The sequence below is a fragment of the Lentzea sp. genome, from assembly GCF_036380075.1.
Taxonomy (GTDB): domain Bacteria; phylum Actinomycetota; class Actinomycetes; order Mycobacteriales; family Pseudonocardiaceae; genus Lentzea.
This window is the reverse complement of sequence record NZ_DASVFL010000275.1, coordinates 1-17,111: the sequence shown is the minus strand read 5'-3', so window position 1 is coordinate 17,111 and position 17,111 is coordinate 1. Positions and strand designations below refer to the sequence as shown.

The 17,111-nt window shown below is 69.5% G+C and carries 19 protein-coding genes; 11 read left to right on the top strand and 8 right to left on the bottom strand.

Annotation, left to right across the window (positions count from 1 at the left end; translation table 11 throughout):
• Positions 1-379: 379 nt before the first annotated feature.
• Together VF330_RS29825 and VF330_RS29820 are read left to right on the top strand one after the other, a co-directional pair.
• Positions 380-1,747 carry an ABC transporter ATP-binding protein gene (locus VF330_RS29825; RefSeq protein WP_330855021.1) on the top strand — a complete coding sequence of 456 codons (1,368 nt, stop codon included), beginning with the start codon at positions 380-382 and terminating at the stop codon, positions 1,745-1,747.
• Positions 1,744-3,474: an ABC transporter ATP-binding protein gene (locus VF330_RS29820; RefSeq protein ID WP_330855020.1), complete on the top strand. Its 1,731-nt coding sequence runs from the start codon at positions 1,744-1,746 to the stop codon at positions 3,472-3,474. Before VF330_RS29825 ends, VF330_RS29820 begins: the two co-directional genes overlap by 4 nt.
• Here the strand turns inward: VF330_RS29820 and VF330_RS29815 are convergent.
• Both VF330_RS29815 and VF330_RS29810 read right to left on the bottom strand, forming a co-directional pair.
• A complete protein-coding gene (locus VF330_RS29815; RefSeq protein ID WP_330855019.1) occupies positions 3,471-4,691 on the bottom strand; it encodes a hypothetical protein in 1,221 nt (406 codons plus the stop codon). The genes VF330_RS29820 and VF330_RS29815 overlap by 4 nt on opposite strands.
• Positions 4,682-5,170: a SigE family RNA polymerase sigma factor gene (locus tag VF330_RS29810; RefSeq protein WP_330855018.1), complete on the bottom strand. Its 489-nt coding sequence runs from the start codon at positions 5,168-5,170 to the stop codon at positions 4,682-4,684. The genes VF330_RS29815 and VF330_RS29810 overlap by 10 nt, the downstream gene beginning before the upstream one ends.
• Before the next feature lie 107 nt (positions 5,171-5,277).
• Between VF330_RS29810 and VF330_RS29805 the strand changes: the two genes are divergently transcribed.
• Both VF330_RS29805 and VF330_RS29800 read left to right on the top strand, forming a co-directional pair.
• Complete coding sequence (locus VF330_RS29805) at positions 5,278-5,643, top strand: F0F1 ATP synthase subunit epsilon (protein WP_330855017.1); 366 nt, start codon at positions 5,278-5,280, stop codon at positions 5,641-5,643.
• A gap of 22 nt (positions 5,644-5,665) precedes the next feature.
• Entirely contained in the window at positions 5,666-6,097 is a 432-nt protein-coding gene (locus tag VF330_RS29800) for a DUF2550 domain-containing protein (RefSeq protein WP_330855016.1), read from the top strand.
• A gap of 390 nt (positions 6,098-6,487) precedes the next feature.
• Here the strand turns inward: VF330_RS29800 and VF330_RS29795 are convergent, their stop codons facing one another.
• The gene (locus tag VF330_RS29795) at positions 6,488-7,060 is read right to left on the bottom strand and encodes a cob(I)yrinic acid a,c-diamide adenosyltransferase (RefSeq protein WP_330855015.1); all 573 of its coding nucleotides are present in this window, start codon (positions 7,058-7,060) and stop codon (positions 6,488-6,490) included.
• Between the two features lie 35 nt (positions 7,061-7,095).
• Here VF330_RS29795 and murA point away from each other — a divergent pair, with 35 nt between their 5' ends.
• Positions 7,096-8,361, top strand: a complete 1,266-nt coding sequence (gene murA / locus VF330_RS29790) for a UDP-N-acetylglucosamine 1-carboxyvinyltransferase (protein WP_330855014.1) — start codon at positions 7,096-7,098, stop codon at positions 8,359-8,361.
• Here the strand turns inward: murA and VF330_RS29785 are convergent.
• Positions 8,358-8,645, bottom strand: coding sequence for a hypothetical protein (locus VF330_RS29785; RefSeq protein ID WP_330855013.1), 288 nt, complete (start codon positions 8,643-8,645; stop codon positions 8,358-8,360). The genes murA and VF330_RS29785 overlap by 4 nt on opposite strands.
• 104 nt (positions 8,646-8,749) lie before the next feature.
• Here VF330_RS29785 and VF330_RS29780 point away from each other — a divergent pair, with 104 nt between their 5' ends.
• Entirely contained in the window at positions 8,750-10,744 is a 1,995-nt protein-coding gene (locus VF330_RS29780; protein ID WP_330855012.1) for a protein meaA, read from the top strand.
• A 17-nt stretch (positions 10,745-10,761) separates the two neighbouring features.
• On the top strand, positions 10,762-11,520 hold the full coding sequence (locus VF330_RS29775; RefSeq protein ID WP_330855011.1) for an enoyl-CoA hydratase-related protein: 759 nt from the start codon (positions 10,762-10,764) through the stop codon (positions 11,518-11,520).
• Here the strand turns inward: VF330_RS29775 and VF330_RS29770 are convergent.
• Positions 11,435-12,289, bottom strand: a complete 855-nt coding sequence (locus VF330_RS29770; protein WP_330855010.1) for a helix-turn-helix transcriptional regulator — start codon at positions 12,287-12,289, stop codon at positions 11,435-11,437. The two genes, VF330_RS29775 and VF330_RS29770, sit on opposite strands and share 86 nt — an antisense overlap.
• A gap of 102 nt (positions 12,290-12,391) precedes the next feature.
• On the opposite strand from VF330_RS29770, the gene VF330_RS29765 reads away from it, so the two are divergent.
• Positions 12,392-13,090 (top strand): SDR family oxidoreductase, encoded by a 699-nt coding sequence (locus VF330_RS29765; RefSeq protein ID WP_330855009.1) that lies wholly within the window; start codon positions 12,392-12,394, stop codon positions 13,088-13,090.
• On the opposite strand, the gene VF330_RS29760 is transcribed toward VF330_RS29765, so the two are convergent.
• Entirely contained in the window at positions 13,087-13,494 is a 408-nt protein-coding gene (locus tag VF330_RS29760) for a hypothetical protein (protein ID WP_330855008.1), read from the bottom strand. The genes VF330_RS29765 and VF330_RS29760 overlap by 4 nt on opposite strands.
• The gene (locus VF330_RS29755) at positions 13,491-14,078 is read right to left on the bottom strand and encodes a DJ-1/PfpI family protein (protein WP_330855007.1); all 588 of its coding nucleotides are present in this window, start codon (positions 14,076-14,078) and stop codon (positions 13,491-13,493) included. Before VF330_RS29755 ends, VF330_RS29760 begins: the two co-directional genes overlap by 4 nt.
• Positions 14,079-14,178: 100 nt before the next feature.
• On the opposite strand from VF330_RS29755, the gene VF330_RS29750 reads away from it, so the two are divergent.
• Positions 14,179-15,096, top strand: coding sequence for a GlxA family transcriptional regulator (locus VF330_RS29750; protein WP_330855006.1), 918 nt, complete (start codon positions 14,179-14,181; stop codon positions 15,094-15,096).
• A gap of 11 nt (positions 15,097-15,107) precedes the next feature.
• On the opposite strand, the gene VF330_RS29745 is transcribed toward VF330_RS29750, so the two are convergent.
• Entirely contained in the window at positions 15,108-15,644 is a 537-nt protein-coding gene (locus tag VF330_RS29745) for an NUDIX hydrolase (RefSeq protein ID WP_330855005.1), read from the bottom strand.
• Positions 15,645-15,698: 54 nt separating this feature from the next.
• Between VF330_RS29745 and nucS the strand changes: the two genes are divergently transcribed.
• Complete coding sequence (nucS, locus tag VF330_RS29740) at positions 15,699-16,358, top strand: endonuclease NucS (protein ID WP_330855004.1); 660 nt, start codon at positions 15,699-15,701, stop codon at positions 16,356-16,358.
• A 214-nt stretch (positions 16,359-16,572) separates the two neighbouring features.
• The coding region (locus VF330_RS29735; protein ID WP_414675485.1) for a sodium:solute symporter family transporter at positions 16,573-17,111 on the top strand (539 nt) is incomplete at its 3' end.

The following is a 17,111-nucleotide window of genomic DNA, read 5'->3' as shown; positions in this document are numbered from 1 at the left end:
GGAAAAGGCCGGACGCTTCGCGACCGGCCGAGCCACGAGTGGTAGCACCTCGCACCCAAAGTCAAGCCCCAATCGCAAACCACGGGTGGGTTCACCGGCTCTAATCGGCGTAAGGAGTGACGGCTCGCCTTCGGCGTCGCTTGGAGGTGCGGGGGTTTGTACGGCTCGCCTTCGGCTTCGCGTGCGGGGCTCGGCGAAATCGGTCGTGTCTTGCGTTGGGGGGTGGCAGGGTCGGGTTATGGCCCTGCATGCGCCCTATGTCGATCCTGGGAGTCCTGACACCCGTTCGCCTTGGCGGTACCTGTGGTGGTTGGTGCTTGTGCAGCGCCGGCGGGTGCTTGCCGGGGCGTGGTGGGGGTCGTTGTGGATGTGTGGGCTGGTGGTGCCGCCCTACCTGATCTCCAAGGCCATTGAGGAGGGGCTGCGGGGTGGGGACCGGGTGGCGCTGGGGTGGTGGTGTGGGGCCCTTGTCGTGGTTGTGGGGGTGTTGGCGCTTGTTGGGATTGCGCGGCATCGGACTATGACGTTGGTGCGCACTGATGCTGCGTTGCGGACGGCTCAGGTGGTGGTGGAGCACGTCACCCGGCTTGGTGGGGTGGTGCGGCGGAAGTTGTCTGCCGGGGAGTTGACGTATCTGCAGAACGGTGACACTCAGCGGATTGCTCACGCGCTCACCAGTACTGGGCCTGGGGTGGGGGCCGTGGTGGCTTATGCGGTTACTGCGGTGTTGTTGGTGCGGATTTCGCCGCTTGTCGCTGTTGTGGTGTTGCTGGGTGTGCCGGTGCTGGCTTTGGTGACGGCGCCCGTGTTGCGGCGGCTGCACGTGGTTGAGGCCGGGTATCGGCAGAGTCAGGGGGAGTTGAGTTCTCGGGCCGGGGACATCGTGGCCGGGTTGAAGGTGTTGTCCGGGATCGGGGGGAAGCCGGCGTTCGAGGAGCGGTTCCGGAGCGGGTCTCGGGAGGTGTTGCGGGACGGGTACCGGGTGTCCGTGTGGCTCAGCTGGGTGCAGGTGTTGTGGGGGCTGCCGACGCTGTTCCTCGGGGTTGTCACGTGGATCGTGGCTCGGATGGCGGTGAGCGGGGACATCACCATCGAGGAGATGGTCGCCGTCTACCTCTACGTCGGGACGTTGATCGTGCCTGTCAGCTTCTTCGTCGAGGGGGCGGACATGATTCCGCGGGCGTTGGTGTCGGCGGGGCGGGTGATCGACCTGCTGAGGTTGCGGCCCGAGGAGAAGGACGACGGTGCTGCGGTCTTCGAGGTGAAGCCCGGTGTGTTGACCGTGGTGGTGTCCTCGAACGCTGCTGCGGCGCGGGAGGCCGTGGAGCGGGTGCCTGGTCAGGTTGTCGTTGCTGACAACGACGACTACCTGTTCCCCGGGACAGTGCTTGAGGCTGTGTCGGTGGGGGAGCACAGCGATGTTGAGGTGGAACGGGCCGTGTGGGCTGCTGCCGCGGTGGACGTGTTGGAGGCGTTGCCGGACGGGCTCGGTTCGCATCTGGAGTCGCAGGGGCGCAACGTTTCCGGCGGGCAGCGGCAACGGTTGCGACTCGTCCGGGCGTTGCTCAGCGATCCTGAGGTGCTGGTGCTCGTGGAACCGACGTCGGCGCTCGACGCGGTGACCGAGGCTGCGGTGGCTGAGCGGGTCAAGCAGGCTCGCTGCGGGCGGACCACCGTGGTCGTGTCGTCGTCGCCGTTGTGGGCGGGGCAGGCCGACCAGGTCGTGTGCCTGGAGGAGAACCGGTGACGCGGCTGCCCATCGCCGACCGGCGTGAGGTTCGGCGCGCGGCTGTGCGGTTGCTGCGCGGTGAACGGCGTGCGGTTGTCGTGGTTCTGGTGCTCACGTCGTTGGCCGCGTTGACCGGGCTGGTGGCGCCGTACCTGCTGGGCAAGATCGTCGGTGGTGTCGAGGACGGCACGCTGACGGTGTCCACTGTGGACTTCATCGCGTTCGGTGTGCTCGGTTCGGCGGTCGTCCACCTGCTGCTGGTGCGGTACAGCGGGGTGCAGACTATCCGGCTCGGGGAGAGGTTCCTGGCCTCGTTGCGGGAGGAGGCGGTGGCGCGGTCGCTGGCGTTGCCGGCGCGGGTGGTCGACAGGCTGAGCACGGGTGACCTGCTGACCCGCGTCACCAGCGACGTCGGTGTCGTCGGGCAGGCATTGCGGGACAGCGTGCCGGAGGTGTTCACCGGCGTGGTGAACCTCCTGGTCGTGTTCGCGGCGACGTTCTGGCTGGACCCGGTGCTCGGGCTGGCCGCGCTGGTCGGGATGCCGTTCGTGGTCTGGGTGCTGCGCTGGTACCTGGTGCGGGCACGGGACGCCTACCTGGCGGAGAGCCAGGCGAACGGCGACGTCGCGGAGATCACCGCGGCCGTCGGCGAGGGCAGCAGGACGATCAGGACGTACGGTCTGCGGGACCGGGTGGTGGGCACCGCGCACGACTCGATCGCGCGGGTCTACGGCACGCGGATGCGGACCTTGCGGCTGCGGAACGTGCTGTTCCCGGTCATCAACTTCGTCAGCATGGTGCCGACCGCGCTGGTGTTGCTCGCCGGCGGCCTGGTCTACGCGACCGACGACGTCCGGATCGAGGTCGTCGTCACCGGGAGCCTGTACGTGTGGCGGCTCGTGGAACCGTTGGAACGCATCATGATGTGGGTCGAGTTCCTGCAACGCGGCAGCGCGTCGTTCGCGCGGGTGGAGGGGATCGGGGCCGACGTCGAGCCCGCACCGGCAGTGCGCGAACCGGTGGACGACCTCATCGAGGTGCGAGGCGTCCGGTATTCCTATGTGGACGGACACGAGGTGCTGCACGGCGTCGACCTCGTGGTGCAGCCGGGAGAACGGCTCGCGATCGTCGGCGTGTCCGGCGCGGGCAAGTCGACGCTGGGCCGGTTGATCGCGGGCGTCGACCGGCCGGCGGAGGGGTCGGTGCACGTCGGCGGGGTGCCGGTGGCGGACCTCGCCGCGGCGGGCGAGCAGCGGATCGTGCTGGTGACGCAGGAACACCACGTGTTCATCGGCACGCTGCGGGAGAACCTGGCGCTGGCCGTCCCGGACGCGCCGGACGAACGGCTCACCGAGGCGTTGCGGACGGTGGACGCCCGGTGGTTCGACGACCTGCCGGACGGGCTCGACACCCCGCTCGGCGCGGGTGGTCTGGAGCTCGATCCCGCGCAGGCGCAACAACTCGCGCTCGCCCGCGTCGAGGTCGCCGACCCGCACACGCTGGTGCTGGACGAGGCGACGTCGTCACTCGACCCGGCCACGGCCAGACATGCGGAGCGCGCGATCGCGGCCGTGCGGGGGAGCCGCACGGTGATCGCGATCGCGCACCGGTTGCAGACCGCACGGGACGCCGACCGGATCGCGGTCGTCGACGCGGGCCGTGTCGTGGAGCTGGGGTCGCACGACGACCTCGTCGCCAGGAACGGCACGTACGCGACGCTCTGGCGTTCGTGGCACGGCGACTAGGGCAACACCACTGACGTGGACGAGTCTCCGCGCCGCACCAGCACCTCCTTCGTGCCCGCGGGGGCCAGCCACGCGTGATCGCGTCCCTGCGGTCCGATGCGGGCGTCGAAGTCGGCGACGATCGTGCCCTGGGCGTCCGGCAGCGGCATCACCACCGGCGAGCCCTTGACCGCCTTGCCACCGAGCAGCGGCGCGCTGAACGAGCCGTCGTCCCGGTAGATCGCGCCGTACAGCTCGCCGTACGCCTCGAACACCTCGGCGTAGCGGCCGTCGGGCAGCCAAGCGCAGACACTCCAGTCGCCGGCCGCGTCCCAGTCGACCACGTAGTCGAGCAGACCCAGCCGTTGCAGGTCCGCCTTCGGCAACGGGGCGTTCTGCCGTGTCCACCTCGTGCCGGAGACGGGGGCGTCCGACGCGCACCGCTCACCCGACCAGCCGAGGCCGGGATGCGGCACGAAACCGGTGTCCGGTCGCCAGGCGAACCTGCCCCGCAGCGGATCCGAGAAGAAGTCGTGCGGCAGCGGCGCGGTGCTGCCGCGGACGAAGATCGGCCGCTCCTGCGGCGCCGCACTGACCACCGCGACGCCGCCCGGCCCCATCTCGGCCTCCCGCCAGGTCCTGCTCAGCCGGTTGTCGGGGCCACGCACCGGGTTCACCGACCAGAACACCCTGCTGCCCATGCCCAGCACGAGATAGGTCGAGTCGTCCGGCCCGAACCGGTAGAGCCCGATCTCCTGATCGCGGTCGAGCTCGCGCTGCACCACCGCGCCTCCGGCGACCAGACCCACCAGCACCCGCTGCACCGGCTCGTCGCCCACTCGCACCGTCTGCGCGATCAGGGCCGCCGGGCCGCTCGGGGTGCTCCCCGCCCAGAAGACGTTCGGCGGCCCGGTGAACTCCGTCACGTTCTCGTACGGCTTCAGGCCCGCGTTCTTCGACCGCCCCCACTGCGCCAGCGCCTGGCTGATGAAAGCCATGTCCCCCGTCAGGTCGCCCGCGGTGGCCGCGGTCAGACGGGGATCGGCCACCGGCACCGGTTCGGAGGAGCCCGAGAACACCGCCCCCGCCGTCATGCCCGCCAGCAGCGCCACCGCCGCTGTCAGCGTCACGAGTCTGCGCGTGTGCCGCCGGCGTCCTCCGGTCATCACGTCCCCCACGAATCCCGGCCGCACGTCCAGGTCTGCCGTCGCGGCCTCCATCGCCTGCCTCAGTTCCACGTCAACACCTGCTCACCCATCAGTTCCCGCATGCGGGCGAGCCCGCGCGAGGTCTGGCTCTTGACCGTGCCGACGCCGCAGCCGAGCGCGCGGGCGGTGTCGGCCTCGCTGAGGTCGTCGAAGAACCGCAGCACCAGAACGGCGCGCATCTTCTTCGGCAGCTGCGCCAACGCGCGCACGACGATGTCCGCGTCCACCACCCGCTGTTCGTGCCCTCCCGTGGCCGGCGTGCCCGCGTGCTCCATCGGCGCCTCCGGCTTGCGGGAACGCCGCCGCCAGCGGTTGGCCGCCGCGTTCGCGAGCGCCGCGCGTGCGCACGCCTCGGGCGAGGTGCTGATGCGGCGCCACTTGCCGTACATGTTCATGAGGACGTCCTGCAGAATGTCCTCAGCGGCACCTCTGTCGCCGCCGCACAGCAGGTAGGCGGTGCGCAACAGGCTCTGCGAGCGCAACGCCACGAAGTCCTCGAAGTCCCGCATGTCCCCCCTTCGGCGGTTGTCCGGAGGTACTGACACCGGGCGGGGCGGCAAGGTTGTCAGGCGACCGTTTAGACTCAGTTCGACTCCAGACGACGAGGGAGATACGCGTGGCCGAGATGACCGTTGAACTGGTCGCCGTTGAACGCCGCCTGTGGTCCGGTACGGCCACTTCCGTTTCGGCGCAGACGACCGAGGGCGAGATCGGCATCCTGCCCGGTCACGAGCCCGTTCTCGGCCAGCTGGTCGAGGGTGGCGTGGTGCGCATCCGCACGACCGACGGTGGCCTGGTCACCGCGGCCGTCTACGGGGGCTTCCTCTCCGTGACCGGCACGGGCGTCTCGATCCTCGCGGAGGACGCCGACCTCGCGGACGAGATCGACGTGAACGCGGCGCGGTCGGCGCTGCAGGACGCGGACGACGCAGAGCGCGCACGTGCGGCAGCGCGCGTGCGGGCCGTGGAACAGTCGGCCTGAGACCGGGCGCGAAGGCCAAGCCGTGGGGATCACCGAGATTGCCGGCCTGGTCCTTGTCCTGGCGGTGGTAGTCCTCGCCTGTTTCGCGTGGCGCCGGGTCCGGCTGCTGCGCGAGGGCGGGGTGCACGTCGCCCTGCGCAGCAAGTTCGACGACCGCGGCCGGGGGTGGCACCTCGGGGTCGGGCACTACCGGGGCGACTCGTTCGCCTGGTTCCGGGTGTTGTCGCTCGGGTCCGGTCCCGACCAGCTGATCTCCCGCGACGGGTTGGAGATCGACGCCCGGCGGGAGCCCACCGGGCCTGAGGCTTACGCCATGCCCGTCGGGGCGACCGTGTTGCGGTGCCGGTCTGCGGCCGGTGAGGTTGAGATCGCCATGGGGCCGGATGCTTTGACCGGGTTCTTGTCCTGGTTGGAGGCTTCTCCGCCTGGGCGGTCGATTCCTTGGGCTTCTTGAGGGTTTTTGGGGCGCTTCCCGGTTTTGGGGGGCGCCCTTTTTGTGTTTGTTGGGGTTCCAGCGTGGTTGCGTTTGCCGTGCGGGTGCCTGTTCCAGCGTGGGCGTGCACCTCGGACGAAAGAGCGGGGTTCATCGCCGCTTCGCGACGATCCGCGATTGGGGCTTGACTTCGGGGCCCTTGCGAGGCGCTTGGTCGGGCGGAAAAGGGCGGATGCTTCGCACCCGCCCGAGCCACGAGTGGTAGCACCTCGCACCAAAGTCAAGCCCCAATCGCAAAGAACGGGTGGGTTCACCGGCTCTGATCGGCGTCAGGGGTGACTGCTCGCCTTCGGCTTCGCTTGGAAGTGCGTGGGTTTCTTCGGCTCGCCTTCGGCATCGCTTGATTTGCTGCTACGCGTTCTCGCCTGGTTGCCAGAGGACGTCGCCGTCCGGGTTCGCCACCCTCGCCAGGATGAACAGCAGGTCGGACAAGCGGTTCAGGTACTTCGCCGTCAGGACGTTCGTGTGTTCGGCGTCTGCTTCGATCAGCGACCACGCTCGGCGTTCTGCCCTGCGGGCGATGGTGCGGGCCTGGTGCAGCAGCGCTGCTCCTGGCGTGCCTCCGTTCAGGATGAACGAGTCCAGTTTGCCCAGGCGGTCGTTGAACGTGTCGCAGTAGCTCTCCAGGCGGTCCACGTAGGCCTGGGTCACTCGCAGGGGTGGGTACTTCGGGTCGGGGACGATCGGGGTGCAGAGGTCTGCTCCCACGTCGAAGAGGTCGTTCTGGACCTTGCGGACCACTTCGAACACGTCGTCGGCCAGGTTGCCCAGGGCCAGGGCCACGCCCAGGGAGGCGTTCGTTTCGTCCACGTCCGCGTACGCCTCGATGCGCGGGTCCGTCTTCGGGACTCGGGAGAAGTCGCCGAGGCCGGTCGTGCCGTCGTCGCCCACTCGCGTGTAGATCTTCGTGAGATGCACCGCCATGACCGGCACTCTATGGCCGTACGTAGGATTGCCGCGTGAGCGAGCATTTCCGGGTACACGGTGGCGCACGTCTGGTCGGCGAAGTCGATGTCGTCGGCGCCAAGAACAGCGTCCTCAAGTTGATGGCGGCCGCCCTGCTCGCCGAGGGCACCACGACCATCACCAACTGCCCGGACATCCTCGACGTGCCGTTGATGGCCGACGCGCTGCGCAGCCTCGGGTGCGAGGTCGAGCTCGAAGGTGACGTGGCGAGGATCACGACTCCCGCCGAGCTCAGCTACCGGGCCGACTCGGAGGCCATGGGCAAGCTGCGGGCGTCCATCTGCGTGCTCGGGCCGCTCGTCGGGCGGTGCAAGCGGGCCGTCGTGGCGTTGCCGGGTGGGGACGCGATCGGGTCGCGGCCGTTGGACATGCACCAGAGCGGGCTCGAGAAGCTCGGTGCGACCACCGGGATCGAGCACGGCTGCATCGTCGCCGAGGCCGAGGGGCTGCACGGCGCGCAGATCTGGCTCGACTTCCCCAGCATGGGGGCCACCGAGAACATCCTGATGGCGGCCGTGCTGGCCGACGGCACGACGGTCATCGACAACGCCGCGCGCGAGCCCGAGATCGTCGACCTCTGCCTCATGCTCACGCAGATGGGCGCGAAGATCGAGGGCGCCGGCACGTCCACGCTCACGGTCCACGGCGTCACCGAGCTCAAGCCGACCGAGCACCGCGTCATCGGCGACCGGATCGTCGGCGCGACGTGGGGCTTCGCCGCCGCCATGACGCGCGGCGACGTGCGGGTGCGCGGGGTGAACCCGCACCACCTCGACCTGGTGCTGGAGAAGCTGCGGATGGCGGGCGCCGAGGTGACCGTCTACGAGGGTGAGGACGAGGGCTTCCGCGTCGTCATGGAGGGGCGGCCACAGGCCGTCGACTTCGTGACGCTGCCCTACCCCGGCTTCGCCACGGACAACCAGCCGTTCGCGATCGCGCTGTCCGCGGTCGCCGAGGGCACCTCGATGATCACCGAGAACCTGTTCGAGGCGCGGTTCCGGTTCATCGACGAGATGATCCGGCTCAGCGCCGACGCGCGCACGGACGGCCACCACGCCGTGATCCGCGGTGTGGAGAAGCTGTCAAGCGCGCCGGTGTGGGCCTCGGACATCCGCGCCGGTGCCGGGCTCGTGCTCGCCGGGCTGTGCGCGGACGGGGCGACCGAGGTGTACGAGATCTTCCACATCGAGCGCGGCTACCCCGGCTTCGTCGAGAACCTGCGCAAGCTGGGTGCCGACGTGGAGCGCGTCAGCGGCTAGGTCTTCAGAACGAGGTGCGCGTTCGCCACGTCCTGCGGGAACACCATGATCCGGTAGGGCGCGTTCCGCGAACGCGTGGCGCGCACGCCGTTCGTCTTCAGCTTCCGCACGAGGACGTTCGCGGCCTCCTCCGTGGGCACGAGCGCGACCTCGCTGAGCAACCCGAAGTCGGTGCCGTCGAGGTCCGGCACCGCGCGTCTGTCGTTGCCCGCGAAGTACCGCAACACCAGCGCCAGCAAGGCGAGCACGCCGAAGACGACCGCGGTCTGGTAGATGCCCGTCACCTCCTCATCATGCTCTTTTTGGTCTCGATTCAGTGAGCAAGCGCACGCGCGACGACAGTTACCGGCCAGTACGCTCCGAGAAACTGACGTTGTGGGAGGTTGCTGTGCCGTACCCCGCTGACCGTGAACGCGACCGCCCCTGGGTGATGCGCACGTACGCGGGTCACTCCTCGGCCGCCGCCTCCAACGCGCTCTACCGCCGCAACCTCGCCAAGGGCCAGACCGGTCTGTCGGTCGCGTTCGACCTGCCCACGCAGACCGGGTACGACCCCGACGACGAGCTGGCGAAGGGCGAGGTCGGCAAGGTCGGCGTGCCGGTCAGCCACCTCGGCGACATGCGGCAGCTCTTCGACCAGATCCCGCTCGGCGGCGCCAACACGTCGATGACGATCAACGCGACGGCCATGTGGCTGCTCGCGCTCTACGTCACCGTGGCCGAGGAGCAGGGCGCGGACCCGTCTGCGCTGGCCGGCACGACGCAGAACGACATCATCAAGGAGTACCTGTCCCGCGGCACGTACGTGTTCCCGCCGGGGCCGTCGCTGCGGCTGATCACCGACATGGTCGCGTGGACCGTGTCGAACGTGCCCAAGTGGAACCCGATCAACATCTGCAGCTACCACCTCCAGGAGGTCGGCGCGACGCCGGCGCAGGAGGTCGCGTACGCGATGTGCACGGCGATCGCGGTCCTCGACTCGGTGCGCGACTCCGGTCAGGTGCCTCAGGAGAAGTTCGGGGACGTCGTCGCCCGCATCTCCTTCTTCGTGAACGCCGGTGTGCGGTTCATCGAGGAGATGTGCAAGATGCGCGCGTTCGCCCAGCTCTGGGACGAGATCACGCGCGAGCGCTACGGCGTCGAGAACCCGAAGCACCGCCGGTTCCGCTACGGCGTGCAGGTCAACTCGCTGGGCCTGACCGAGGCGCAGCCGGAGAACAACGTCCAGCGCATCGTGCTGGAGATGCTCGCGGTGTCGTTGTCCCGCAACGCCCGTGCGCGCGCCATCCAGCTGCCGGCGTGGAACGAGGCCCTCGGCCTGCCGCGCCCGTGGGACCAGCAGTGGGCGTTGCGCATGCAGCAGGTGCTCGCCTTCGAGACCGACCTGCTGGAGTACGACGACATCTTCGACGGCTCGCCCGTCATCGAGGCGAAGGTGGACGAGATCCTCGCCGGTGCGCGTGAGGAGATCGACCGCGTGCAGGCGATGGGCGGTGCCGTCGCGGCCGTCGAGTCCGGCTACATGAAGTCGCAGCTCGTGTCGTCGCTGGCGGACCGGCGCAGGAGGGTCGAGTCGGGCGAGGAGGTGGTCGTCGGCGTCAACAAGTTCGACACCACCGAGCCGTCGCCGTTGCAGGCGGAGGGCGCGAACGCCATCGAGACCATCGACCCGGTCGTCGAGATGCACGCCGTCGAGGCCATCCGGCAGTGGCGTTCGCAGCGCGACAACGCCGCGGCCGAGGCGTCGCTGGACGCGTTGCGCGAGGCGGCGAAGACCGACAGGAACCTCGTCGAGGTGACGCTGGCGTGTGCGCGCGCCGGAGTGACGACGGGTGAGTGGTCGCAGGCGTTGCGCGAGACGTTCGGCGAGTACCGCGCGCCGACCGGCGTCTCCGGTGCCTCGGCGTCCGGTGAGGCCGGTTCGGAGATCGCACGGGTGCGCGACCGGGTGCGCGCGACCGGGGAGGAGATCGGCGAACGGCTGCGCATGCTGGTCGGCAAGCCCGGTCTCGACGGCCACTCCAACGGCGCCGAGCAGGTCGCCGTGCGGGCCCGCGACGTCGGCTTCGAGGTCGTCTACCAGGGCATCCGCCTCACACCGTCGCAGATCGTGGCCGCGGCCGTGCAGGAGGACGTGCACGTCGTCGGCCTGTCGATCCTGTCCGGGTCGCACCTGGAGGTCGTGCCCGCGGTCGTCGAGGGGCTGCGCGCGGCCGGTGCCGGGGACATCCCGGTGATCGTCGGCGGCATCATCCCGCCGGACGACGCGGCCAAGCTGCGCGAGCGGGGCGTGGCGCGGGTGTTCACGCCCAAGGACTACGAGCTGACCGAGATCATGGACGAGATCGTCACCGTGATCCGGGAGGTGCGTTCCCCCGCGTAGGGCCCTACTGTCGCGGGATGGTCGACGTTGCGCGGGACGGGTCGGTAGTCCGGATCACGATGAACCGCGCGGCCAAGCGCAACGCGCTGTCCGCCGAGCACCTCACCGAGCTGCTGGACGCGTTCCGCGAGGCAGGGGAGTCCGACGCGGCCGGCATCGTGCTGGCCGCCGAGGGACCTGTCTTCTCCGCGGGGCACGACTTCGCGGACGTGCACGCGCGGGACGAAGAGGGCGTGCGGCTGCTGCTGGAGCTGTGCACGGTGCTGATGAAGACCATCCAGTCGGTGCCGCAGGTGGTGATCGCACGCGTCCAGGGCCTGGCGACTGCGGCCGGGTGCCAGCTGGTGGCGTCGTGCGATCTCGCGGTGGCGGCGGACACGGCCGGGTTCTCGCTGCCCGGAGGCAAGGCGGGGTGGTTCTGCCACACGCCCGCCGTGCCGGTGGCCAGGTCGATCGGGCGCAAGCGGCTGATGGAGCTGGTGCTCACCGGTGACGTGGTCGACGCGGCGACGGCGGTCGAGTGGGGGCTGATCAACCGCTCGGTGCCCGCCGACTCGTTGGACGTCGAGGTCGACGACCTGCTGGCGCGGGCGACGCGCGGCAGCCGTGCGTCGAAGGCGATCGGCAAGCGCACGGTCTACGCGCAGCTGGACCGGCCGGAGGCCAACGCCTACGAGATCGCGCTGAACGTCATGGCCGAGACTTCCCAGTCGCCGTCAGCCACAGAGGGGCGGGCGTCGTTCCTGGAGAAGCGGCCTCCCGTGTGGCCCGACTAGTCGCGAGGAGCTTCAGCGCGTCGGCGTTCGGGCCCGGCTCCGCCTGGTAGACCACGAGGAACTGGCCGGAGGCCTCGCGCACGTCGAACGAGTGGTAGGTCAGCTTGAGCGGACCGACCGCCGGGTGCACGAACTCCTTGGCGTCCTGGGTCTTCCCGCGCACCTCGTGGTGCTCCCACAGCTCCCGGAACACCGGGTTCTGGTTGAGCTCCGCGACCATCTGCCGCAGGCGCGCCGAGCTCGGGTCGGCCGTCAGCCGCAGGTTTCCGACGGTGCTCTGCGCGACCCAGTTCCAGCGCGCGTAGAAGCTCGGGGCGGCGGGGTCCAGGAACGTCATCCTGGCCAGGTTGTCGGCCGGCGCGAACGGCTCGTACAGGGCGTCGGCCAGCGCGTTCGTGGCGAGCAGGTCGAGGTAGGAGTTCATCACGAACGCCGGCATGTCGTGCATGCCGCTGATCAGCTGCCGCAGCTCTGGACTGACCTTGTCGGTCGTGTGGCCCTCCTCCGCGACGACGCCGGCGAGGCGGTGCAGGTGCGCACGCGCGTCGGTGTCGAGCTGGAGCGCGCGGCTGAGGGCGTCGAGGACCTGCGCGGACGGGTTGGTCTCGCGGCCCTGTTCGAGACGGGCGTAGTAGTCCGCGCTGACCCCCGCGAGCACCGCCACCTCCTCGCGCCGCAGGCCTTTGACCTTGCGCTGGGTGTGGCTCGGCAGGCCCGCGTCCCGGGGGTTGACCTTGGCGCGGTGCGCTTTCAAGAACTCGCCGAACATGGTTCCGAGCGTAGGTGCTGCGGTCGCCGGCTGCCTGGGTGTGCCACTCCTAGGCAGACGGTGTCCTGGTCGGTCCGGGATTTCCCGCCGAGTGTTGTGGCCATGAGCAAAGTCGTTCTGATCAGTGGAGCTTCCAGCGGTATCGGCGAGGCGACGGCCAGGATTCTGGCCAAGGCCGGGCACAAGGTGTTCCTCGGTGCGCGGCGGGAGGACCGGTTGAAGGCGCTGGCGTCCGAGAGCGGCGCCGGGTACGCCCCGCTGGACGTGACCTCGCGCGAGTCCTTCCAGTCCTTCGTGGACGCCGCGGTGGCCGAGTACGGCCACGTCGACGTGCTGGTGAACAACGCGGGCGTGATGCCGTTGTCCCTCATGGACTCGTTGAAGGTCGACGAGTGGGACCGCATGGTGGACGTCAACCTCAAGGGTGTGCTGAACGGCCTCGCCGCCGTGCTGCCCCTGTTCACCGGCGGCGGGCACGTCGTGAACGTCGCCTCGATCGGCGCGCACCTGGTCACGCCGACGGCCGCCGTCTACTGCGCGACCAAGTACGCGGTGTGGGCGCTGTCCGAGGGACTGCGCCAGGAACGCGACGACCTGCGCGTCACCGTGATCTCGCCCGGTGTCACCCAGTCCGAGCTGGCGGACACGATCACCGAGGACCACGCGGCGTCGTTCATGGCGGAGTACCGCAAGAACGCGCTGCCCGCCTCGGCGATCGGCGACGCCATCGCGTACGCGATCTCGCAGCCCGAGTCCGTCGACGTCAACGAGATCGTGGTGCGGCCGGTGGCGGACCGCTAGGCGCCGGTCGTCGACCCCGGCCGGAGGATCATCAGCACGGTCACCGTGGCCCACAGCAGGTTGAAGATGCCGGTGTACAGGGCGAGGTGCTTGACGTTCCGGGTCTTCAGGGCCTTCTCCTGGCCGGGGATGACCTTGAGGACGAGCACGAAGACGGCGGCGGTGGTGAGCGCGATCGACACGACCACCCACGGGTGGCCGGTCACGCCCATCACGCCGGCCGTCGCGAACCCGAACACCGGCACCGAGATGCCGATCAGCGCGTAGACGCGGCAGATCCGGTGCAGCAGCTCGGGGTTGCCGTTCTCCCTGATCGCCTTCGGGAACATGCTCGCGGCCACCGTGACCGGGCCGACGGCGATGATGGCGGCCAGGACGTGCAGCGAGAGGAACAGCTTGCTCACGCCGCGCTCCAGACCGTGCCGCGGCGCTCGTGGGCGAACAGCTCCTCCACTTCCAGGGCCTTCCGGGCGCCGACCTCGCGTTCGAGGAGGTAGAGACCGAGGTCGACGCCCGAGCTGACACCGGCGGCCGTGACGAGGTCACCGTCGTCGACGATGCGGACGCGGTGGGCGTTCACCCCCATCGAGCCGAGCGCGTCCAGGCCGAGGTGGTTGGTGGTCGCGTTGCGGCCCCCGATCAGGCCGGCCATCGCCAGCACCAGCGAACCTCCGCACACGGTCGCCAGGATCGCGGTCCTCTCCTCCAGCGCGGGGCCGATCGTTCCCGCCGCGGCGCTGAGCAGGCCGAAGATCTCGTCCTCGTTCCGGGCAGCCGCTCCGGGGACGACGACCAGGTCCAATCCGGGGTCGAGTCGCGCGGTGGCGCGGAGCGCCAGCAGACCCAGGCCGGCGGGGACTTCGCGCGCACCCTCCGCGGACGCCAGCTCGACCTGGACCCCGCCCGCGGTCAGCGCCTCGTACGGGCCGATCGCGTCCAACGGGTCGAAGCCGTCGAACAACACCACTTGAGCCTTCACTTCGTCCATCTCCTCACTTCGGTGATCAAAACCGTAGGAGGGGCGGTGCGCGGGCGGAACTGGCTGGAATGCCACGTTCCAACGGATTCTCGCCAGCTATCGTGGCGGTGTGCACAAGGTGGCAGTGGTGGTGATGGACGGCGTCATCCCGTTCGACTTCGCCGTCCCGATCGAGGCGTTCGGGCGGACCGGGCTCTACGAGATCGGGATCTGCGGTCCCAAGAGGACGGTCAGGTCGGAGCTGTTCGAGCTGAAGGTGCCGCACGGCCTGGAGTTGCTGTCCGAAGCGGACACGGTCGTGCTGCCCGGCCACACCGAGGACTTCGTCGTGCCCGCGCCGGTGGTCGAGGCCCTGCGCGCCGCCGCGGCGAGAGGCGCGCGGATCGCGTCGATCTGCTCGGGCACGTTCGTGTTCGCGGCGACCGGCCTGCTGGACGGGCTGCGGGCGACCACGCACTGGCTCGCGGCGGCCGGGCTGGCCGCGCGGTACCCGGAGATCGACGTCGACCCGAACGTGCTGTACGTCGACAACGGCCAGTTCCTCACGTCCGCCGGTGCCGCGGCGGGCCTCGACCTGTGCCTGCACATGATCCGGCGCGACCACGGGTCCGCGGTGGCCGCCGACGCGGCGCGGCTGGCCGTGATGCCGCTGGAACGCGAGGGCGGGCAGGCGCAGTTCATCGTGACGCCACCCGCGGCGCCCCAGGGCGGCGAGCTCGAACCGTTGCTGCTGTGGATGGAGGCGCACGCCGCGCGCGAGCTGACCCTGGAGGACCTGGCGCGGCAGGCCGACATGAGCACCCGGACGCTGAACCGGCGCTTCCGCGAGCAGACGGGCACGACACCGTTGCAGTGGCTGCACCGGGCGAGGATCCGCCAGGCGCAGCACCTGCTGGAGACGACGAGGGACCCGGTCGAGCTGATCGCGAGCAGGGTCGGGTTCGGGTCGGCCACGGCGTTCCGCGACAGGTTCAAGCGGATCGCCGGGACCTCACCGAACGCCTACCGGGCGGCATTCCAGAGCTAGGGCTGCAAAACCTAGGGCTGGGAGTGCTCGTGCAGCAGCAGGAGCGTGTAGGCGGCGATCGACTGCGCGTCGGTGATCTCGCCCTTGGCGATCATCGACTCGAAGTCGGCCCGCGGGAACCACGCCGACCGCATGTCCTGCTCCTCGAGCTCCCGCTCGTGGAAGCCCTCCGTGAGCTGGGTGGCCAGGAACACGCGTCCGCGCTGCGACGTCATGCCGGGCGCGACGTCGAGCAGGCCGAGCTCGATCATCTTGCCGGCGCGCAGCCCGGTCTCCTCGCGGAGCTCGCGGCCGGCCAGCTCCAGCGGGTCGGAGTCGGCGCGGTCGGGAGCGGTGCCCTGGGGGAACTCCCAGCGGCGCAGGCCGAGCGGGTAGCGGAACTGCTCGACGAGGCGGATGCGCTCGCCGTCGAGCGGGATGACCAGTGCGTAGTCGGGCTTGTCGACCACGCCGTAGATGCCCTCAGTGCCGTCCGCGCGGCGGATCGGGTCTTCCCTGACGGTCATCCACGGGTTTGCGTACACCTGACGGGTGCCGAGGCTTTCCACGGCACGGACCGTACCTAACGTCCGGAATCTGGACACACCCCGTAGCCTGTCGCGGTGCGTCTCGTCATCGCTCGTTGCAAGGTCGACTACGTAGGCCGACTCACCGCCCATCTGCCCATGGCCCAGCGACTGCTGCTCATCAAGGCCGACGGTTCGGTGTCGATCCACTCCGACGACCGCGCCTACAAGCCGCTGAACTGGATGAGCCCGCCCTGCTGGCTGATCGAGGACCCGGACATCTGGACGGTGCAGAACAAGGCGGGGGAGAAGCTGATCATCACCCTCGACGAGGTGCTGCACGACTCCAAGCACGAGCTGGGCCCCGAACCGGGCCTGCAGAAGGACGGCGTCGAAGCCGACCTGCAGAAGCTCCTCGCCGAACACGTCACGACCCTGGGCGACGGCTGGACGCTGGTGCGCCGCGAGTTCCCGACCCCCATCGGTCCCGTCGACCTGATGTGCCGCGACTCCGGCGGCGGGTCCGTCGCCGTGGAGATCAAGCGCCGCGGCGAGATCGACGGCGTCGAGCAGCTGACCCGGTACCTGGAGCTGCTCAACCGCGACCCGCTGCTCGCGCCGGTGCAGGGCGTGTTCGCGGCGCAGCAGATCAAGCCGCAGGCGCGGGTGCTCGCCGAGGACCGCGGGATCCGGTGCGTCGTGCTGGACTACGACGCGCTGCGCGGCATCGAGCCGGACGAGTTCCGCCTGTTCTGACTTCCCCAAGACCGCACGAACCCCGTACCTCCGGTGCGGGGTTCGTTGTGTTTTGTCCGGATTCGTCAGGGCATCCGGCTTCCGCCGAGCGTTGTGGATCACCACGTGGTTTGGTGTGCACGTACGCGGGGTAAGACGTCGCGCACCTGGAGTGCTGTCCTCTCCTGGTCGGTGATGTTTGACTTTGTTGGAACTTGGGAGGTGGACGGTGTCGGTGTCGGTGTTGGCCGAGGCGGACCTGAAACTGGACGCTGGGCCGATCGACTACGCGTTGCTCGCCCTCTACTTCGTGGTGGTGCTCGGCATCGGTGTGATGGCGAGACGATCCGTCTCCTCCAGCCTCGACTTCCTGCTGTCCGGGCGGTCGCTGCCGGCGTGGGTCACCGGGCTCGCGTTCATCTCCGCGAACCTCGGCGCGCTCGAGCTCATGGGCATGACGGCCAACGGCGCGCAGTACGGCATGGCCACGGTGCACTACTACTGGATCGGCGCCATCCCCGCGATGGTGTTCCTCGGTCTGGTGATGATGCCGTTCTACTACGGCTCGAAAGTGCGCAGCGTTCCCGAGTTCATGCGCCGCCGGTTCGGCAAGCCGGCCCACCTCGTCAACGCCATCAGCTTCGCCGTCGCCCAGGTCCTGATCGCCGGCATCAACCTGTTCGCGCTCGCCGTGATCGTCGAGGCGCTGCTCGGGTGGCCGCTGCCGGTCTCGATCTGCGTCGCGGCGCTCGTGGTGCTGGCGTACACGACCCT

Excerpts from the sequence above, each read along its gene's own strand:
- VF330_RS29770 (WP_330855010.1), bottom strand. The coding sequence starts at position 12,289 with ATGTTCGGCGAGTTCTTGAAAGCGCACCGCGCCAAGGTCAACCCCCGG.
- VF330_RS29755 (WP_330855007.1), bottom strand. The coding sequence starts at position 14,078 with ATGGACGAAGTGAAGGCTCAAGTGGTGTTGTTCGACGGCTTCGACCCG.
- VF330_RS29765 (WP_330855009.1), top strand. The coding sequence starts at position 12,392 with ATGAGCAAAGTCGTTCTGATCAGTGGAGCTTCCAGCGGTATCGGCGAG.
- VF330_RS29810 (WP_330855018.1), bottom strand. The coding sequence starts at position 5,170 with ATGCGGGACTTCGAGGACTTCGTGGCGTTGCGCTCGCAGAGCCTGTTG.
- VF330_RS29795 (WP_330855015.1), bottom strand. The coding sequence starts at position 7,060 with ATGGCGGTGCATCTCACGAAGATCTACACGCGAGTGGGCGACGACGGC.
- VF330_RS29775 (WP_330855011.1), top strand. The coding sequence starts at position 10,762 with ATGGTCGACGTTGCGCGGGACGGGTCGGTAGTCCGGATCACGATGAAC.